The sequence below is a fragment of the Dyella sp. 01N36 genome (assembly GCF_056399745.1).
On the sequence record NZ_JBFTRY010000201.1, the window covers coordinates 1 to 5,879 of the forward strand.

General features: G+C 64.2%; 6 protein-coding genes. All 6 read left to right on the plus strand.

What is annotated here, in order from left to right:
- The coding region (locus AC1DMG_RS18940) for an adenine nucleotide alpha hydrolase family protein (protein ID WP_477180902.1) at positions 1–593 on the plus strand (593 nt) is incomplete at its 5' end.
- Between the two features lie 77 nt (positions 594–670).
- Entirely contained in the window at positions 671–1,765 is a 1,095-nt protein-coding gene (locus AC1DMG_RS18945; protein WP_441604301.1) for an acetylornithine deacetylase, read from the plus strand.
- A 7-nt stretch (positions 1,766–1,772) separates the two neighbouring features.
- Positions 1,773–3,089 (plus strand): acetylglutamate kinase, encoded by a 1,317-nt coding sequence (locus tag AC1DMG_RS18950; RefSeq protein WP_477180903.1) that lies wholly within the window; start codon positions 1,773–1,775, stop codon positions 3,087–3,089.
- 3 nt (positions 3,090–3,092) lie between these two features.
- The gene (gene argC / locus AC1DMG_RS18955) at positions 3,093–4,049 is read left to right on the plus strand and encodes an N-acetyl-gamma-glutamyl-phosphate reductase (protein WP_441604299.1); all 957 of its coding nucleotides are present in this window, start codon (positions 3,093–3,095) and stop codon (positions 4,047–4,049) included.
- Positions 4,050–4,114: 65 nt separating this feature from the next.
- Positions 4,115–5,410, plus strand: a complete 1,296-nt coding sequence (gene argH / locus AC1DMG_RS18960) for an argininosuccinate lyase (RefSeq protein WP_477180904.1) — start codon at positions 4,115–4,117, stop codon at positions 5,408–5,410.
- A 44-nt stretch (positions 5,411–5,454) separates the two neighbouring features.
- Positions 5,455–5,879 (plus strand): amino acid kinase family protein (locus tag AC1DMG_RS18965; RefSeq protein WP_477180905.1); only part of this gene is annotated, 425 nt, incomplete at its 3' end.

Below are 5,879 nucleotides of genomic sequence, written 5' to 3' on the forward strand. Positions count from 1 at the left end.
CCCGTGGCTGGTGCAAGCCGCGCGCCGAATGGCCGTCTGAAAAGCTCACCGTCACCCTTGGTTTCGAAAAGGGTGAGGCGGTGTCGCTCAATGGCCAGAAACTGCCGGGCGACAAGCTGCTGGCCAAGCTCAACGAGCTGTTCGCGCCCTACGGCGTGGGCCGCGGCATGTACACCGGCGACACCACCATCGGCCTGAAGGGTCGCATCGTGTATGAAGCGCCGGGCCTGATCTCGCTGCTCGCCGCGCACCGCGCACTGGAAGAAGCCGTGCTGACCAAGCAGCAGAACCGCTTCAAGCCGGAAGTGGCGCGCAAGTGGGTGGAAGTGGTGTACGAAGGCTTCTTCCACGATCCGATCAAGACCGATCTGGAGGCGTTCCTTTCGTCCAGCCAGAGCCAAGTCAACGGTGAAGTGGTGCTGGAAACTTCCGGCGCTCAGGTGACGGCGGTGGAAGTGCGCTCGCCGCACATCCTCAACGCCAAGGGCGCCACCTATGCGCAGTCTGCGGATTGGGGTGTGGAGGAAGCCGAAGGCTTCATCAAGCTGTTCGGCATGAGCAGCACGCTGTGGGCTGAAATCAACCGTAGCTGATCGTGCGACGCGTCGTCCCGGCATGTGCCGGGGCGACGGTTTCGTCGTGACATTCCAGACACCACCAGACGGATCGCATGAGCGCACTACTGGACGACACTCTTCGACATCTACGCGCGCTGGTCGGCTACGACACGCGCAACCCGCCGCGCGAGATCGGCACGGGCGGCATTTTCGATTATCTGCGGGAAAACCTGCCGGGCTTCGACGTATCCGTGACTGACTACGGCGCTGGCGCCGTCACGCTTTACGCCGTGCGCGGCAAGCCGAAGGTGCTGTTCAACGTGCACCTCGATACCGTGCCCGATTCGCCGCACTGGACGGCGAGCCCGCATGAGCTGCGCTTGACTGAAGACCGGGCGATCGGGCTGGGTGCTTGCGATATCAAGGGCGCTGCTGCTGCGCTCGTTGCGGTCGCGAACGTCACCCGCGGCGATATGGCCTTGCTGTTGTCCACCGATGAAGAAGCGAACGACCCGCGTTGCATCGCCGGCTTCCTCAAGGACAAGCCGGCTTACGACGCCATCATCGTGGCCGAGCCGACCAAGGGCGAAGCCGTGCTCGCGCATCGTGGCATCCATTCGGTGCAAATGCGCTTCAAGGGCAGTGCCGGTCACGCCTCGGGCGAGCAGAAGCCCAGCGACAGCGCGGTGCACCAGGCGGTGCGCTGGGGTGCTGCTGCGCTCGACTACGTGGAAAAGCAGGCGCACGAGCGCTTTGGCGGCCTCACGGGTCTGCGCTTCAACATCGGTCGCGTCGACGGCGGCATCAAGGCCAACATGATTGCGCCGTCCGCCGATGTGCGTTTCGGCTTCCGTCCGTTGCCGACCATGGCGCCTGACCAGCTGCTGGAGACCTTCCGCACGCTGGTGGAGCCGCAGCCGGTGGAGTTCCAGGAACTGTTTCGCGGCGACTCGTTGCCTGCAGGCGACACGGCCACGGCCGAAGCACGCCGCCTGGCCGCACGCGATCTGGCCGATGAGCTGAATATCCCGATCGGCAATGCCGTGGACTTCTGGACCGAAGCGGCGCTGTTCTCCGCGGCCGGCTACATCAGCTTTGTGTACGGCCCAGGGGACATCGCCCAGGCGCATACCGCTGACGAGTGGGTCGCGCTGGATCAATTGCAGCATTACGCCGACACCATTTACCGCATCATCGATAAGAGCTAAGACCGAAGTGGAAGCCCACAAGCACACAAGGAAAACCATCGTTCGCCTGCTTTCGAGCATGGGTAGCGCGAAGGAGATCCAGCAATACCTCAAGCGTTTCTCGCAGTTGGACGCCAAGCGCTTCGCCGTGGTGAAGGTTGGCGGCGCGGTGCTGCGCGATGATCTGCCCGCGCTTACCTCGTCGCTCACCTTCCTGCAGCAGGTAGGCCTGACGCCGATCGTGCTGCACGGCGCCGGCCCGCAGCTGGACGAAGAGCTGTCGGCCGCGGGCATCGAGAAGCACACCGTGAACGGCTTGCGCGTGACCACGCCCAAGGCCTTGTCCATCGTGCGCAAGGTGTTCCAGGAGCAGAACCTGCGCCTGGTCGAAGCCCTGCAGACCATGGATACGCGCGCCACTTCGGTGCCGTCGGGCGTGTTCACGGCCAGCTATATCGACCGCGATACCTATGGCCTGGTCGGCAAGGTCAGCCAGATCAACCTGGCGCCGATCGAGGCGAGCCTGCGTGCCGGTTCGATTCCGGTGATCGCCAGCCTGGGCGAAACCGAAGAGGGCCAGATCCTCAACGTCAACGCCGACTTTGCCGCCAACGAACTGGTGCGCGTGCTGCAGCCGTACAAGATCGTGTTTCTCACCGGCACGGGCGGTCTGCTGGACGATCAGGGCAAGATCATCGACTCGATCAACCTGAGCACGGAATTCGAGCACCTGATGTCGCAGCCGTGGATCAACGGCGGCATGCGTCTGAAGATCGAACAGATTGCCGACCTGTTGAATGATCTGCCGCTGACCTCGTCGGTGTCGATCACCAAGCCCTCTGAGCTGGCCAAGGAACTGTTCACCCACAAGGGTTCGGGCACCCTGGTCCGCCGCGGCGAAAAGGTGAAGCGTTTCGAGTCGTGGGAAGGTATCGATCTGGGTCGCATGCGCGAGCTGATCGAATCGAGCTTCGGCCGCACCCTGGTGCCCGATTACTTCGAGCGCACTAAGCCTTTCCGTGTCTACGTGAGTGAAAACTATCGCACCGCGATGATACTCACCATGGAAGAGGGTCTGCCGTATCTGGACAAGTTCGCCGTGCTCGACGATGCGCAGGGCGAAGGCCTGGGTCGCGCGGTGTGRCAGGTGATGCGCGAGGAGAATCCGCAGCTGTTCTGGCGCTCGCGTCACGGCAACAGCGTGAACCATTTCTATTACGCCGAATCGGACGGCTGCCTCAAGCAGCCGAGCTGGAAAGTGTTCTGGTACGGCCTCGACGACTTCGACACGATCGCCCGCTGCGTGGCCCATTGCGCGCAGCGCCTGCCGACCCTGGTGGATTGAATCATGAGCACGACTCGACATCGCATTGGCATCGTGGGCGCGCGCGGCCACACCGGCGCCGAACTGATCCGCCTGGTGGCGGCGCATCCGTCGCTGGAGCTGGCCTTCGTTTCTTCGCGCGAGCTGGATGGCCAGCGCGTGGCCGATCATGTGGACGGCTACACCGGCGAGTTGCGCTACACCAACCTCGATGCCGAGGCCGTGGCGGCGCAGCAGGCGGACGTGGTGGTGCTCGCCTTGCCCAACGGCAAGGCGGCGCCTTATGTCGAGGCGATCGACAAGGCCAAGCCGGATACGCTGATCGTCGACCTCTCGGCCGACTATCGTTTCAACGAGAAGTGGTACTACGGTCTGCCCGAACTCACCCGCCAGTTGTGGCGTGGCGAGAAGCGCATCAGCAATCCGGGCTGCTATGCCACCGCCATCCAGCTTTCCATTGCGCCGTTGAAAGACCTGCTCGCCGCGCCGCCAGTGAGTTTCGGTGTGTCCGGCTACTCCGGCGCGGGCACCACGCCCTCGGACAAGAACAATCCGGAAAAACTGCGCGACAACCTGATGCCGTACTCGCTTACCGGCCATATGCACGAGAAGGAGGCGAGCCGCCATCTCAATGTGCCGGTGGAATTCATGCCGCATGTGGCGCCGCACTTCCGTGGCCTGACGGTCACCACCAACCTCTACCTGGCGCGTCCCGTGGCACGTGAGGACATCGTCAAGCGCTTCAACGGCGCCTATGAGGGCGAGAAGCTGGTRCATGTGGTGGATGAGGCGCCCTGGGTCAGCCAGATCGCCAACAAACATCACGTCGATATCGGCGGTTTCGCGGTGTCCAACGACGGCAAGCGCGTGGTGGTGGTGGCGACGCTGGACAACCTGTTGAAAGGTGCGGCGACGCAGGCCATGCAGAACATCAATCGCGCCATTGGCGTGGACGAGTACACCGCGATTCCGACCACTTGATCGTCATTCCGGCTTGCTCCGGACGTGCAAAAGATAGCGTCACACAACGATTGCAGGATTCCCCGATGACCCAACCCCTCTGGCAAAAATCCAACATCAAGATCGACGCCCGCATCATGGCGTTTCTTGCCGGCGACGACGTGCTGCTGGACCGCGAGTTTTTCCTGCACGACATCACTGCCAGCAAGGCGCATGTCGAAGGTCTGGCCAATATCGGCGTGGTCAGCGCTGACGAAGCTGCCGCGCTCAAGCGTGAGTTGGATGCTCTGGCTGAGGATTTCCGTACCGGGTCGTTCGTGCTGGACGATCGCTATGAGGATGGCCATTCGGCGATCGAGGCACGCCTTACCGAGCGCCTCGGCGATGCCGGCCGCCGCGTACACACCGGCCGCAGCCGCAACGATCAGATCCTGGTCGCCACGCGCCTGTGGCTGAAGGAACAGCTGGCCGCGCTTGAGCAGCATTGCCGCGCCATTGCGCAAGTCTGCCTCGATCGTGCCGCGCAGCCGGCAGTCCCGCTGCCGGGCTATACGCATCTGCAGCGCGCGGTGGTGTCGTCCACCGGCATGTGGTTTGCCGGTTTTGCCGAGGGTTTTATCGACAACGCGCTGCGTGCGAAGCAGACGGCGCTGCTGATCGATGCCAATCCGCTGGGTACCGCCGCGGGCTATGGCGTCAACTTGAAGCTGGATCGCGAACACACCACGCAGGCGCTGGGCTTTGCCCGCATGCAGGTGTCGCCGATCTATGCGCAGCTCTCGCGAGGCAAGTTCGAGATGGCCGTGCTTGAGGCGATTGCCGGTGCGCTGCTGGATGTGCGCCGCATGGCGTGGGACCTGTCGCTGTTCACCACCGCCGAGTTCAACTTCGTCAAGCTGCCGTCCGAATACACCACCGGCAGCTCGATCATGCCGAACAAGCGCAATCCGGATGTCGTCGAGCTGTTGCGCGCCAGCTATGCCAGCGTGGCTGCTGCGCGCACCGAGATCGAGCAGCTGCTCTCGCTGCCGTCGGGCTACCAGCGCGACCTGCAGTTCTCCAAGGGCTCGCTGTTCCATGGCTGCCGTCACGGCCTGGCCGCTTTGGAGCTGGTGCCGGATCTGCTGGCCCGCATGGAGTGGAACGAGCCGGYCATGCGAGCCGCGATCGAGCCGGCCATGTACGCCACCGACGTGGCGATCGAGCAGGCCGCCGCCGGTGTGCCGTTCCGCGACGCCTATCGGGCAGCGGCCGATGCCGCCGCCTCGGCAGGTGCAGGGCGCACGCCCGAGGGCAGCCTGGCCGCTCGCGTGTCGCCCGGTTCCGGCAACGACCTGCGCCTGGACGAATTGCGCGCTAGACTCAGCCATCTGGACGGCTAAACGGTGAGCGGCATGAAGACCGACAGTACGGGAAGTGCCGAACCATGAACGAGGGGCAGCGCACGCAGGTTTCTCCGCAGGCGCTGCCTTCCTGGCGTCGTGCCGTGTTGAAGGTCGGCAGCAATCTGCTCGCAGCCGATGGCGGCGGTCTCACTGCGGCCTATGCCGCAACGCTGGCGGATTTCATCCAGGCGAGCCGCGAGGCGGGCCGTCAGGTGGTGCTGGTGTCGTCCGGCGCGGTGGCGGCGGGGCGGGCGCAGCTGCGGGCGCATGCGCCCAGTGGCGGTGATCTGGCGGCGCGCCAGGCGCTTGCCGCGTTGGGCCAGGCGCCCATGATTGCGTTGTGGCAATCGCTCAGCACGCGTCCGGTGGCCCAGGTGCTGCTGACCCATGACGACCTGCGTAGCCGTCGCCGCTACCTCAATGCCCGCACCACGCTACGCGAGCTGCTGGCGCTCGACGTATTGCC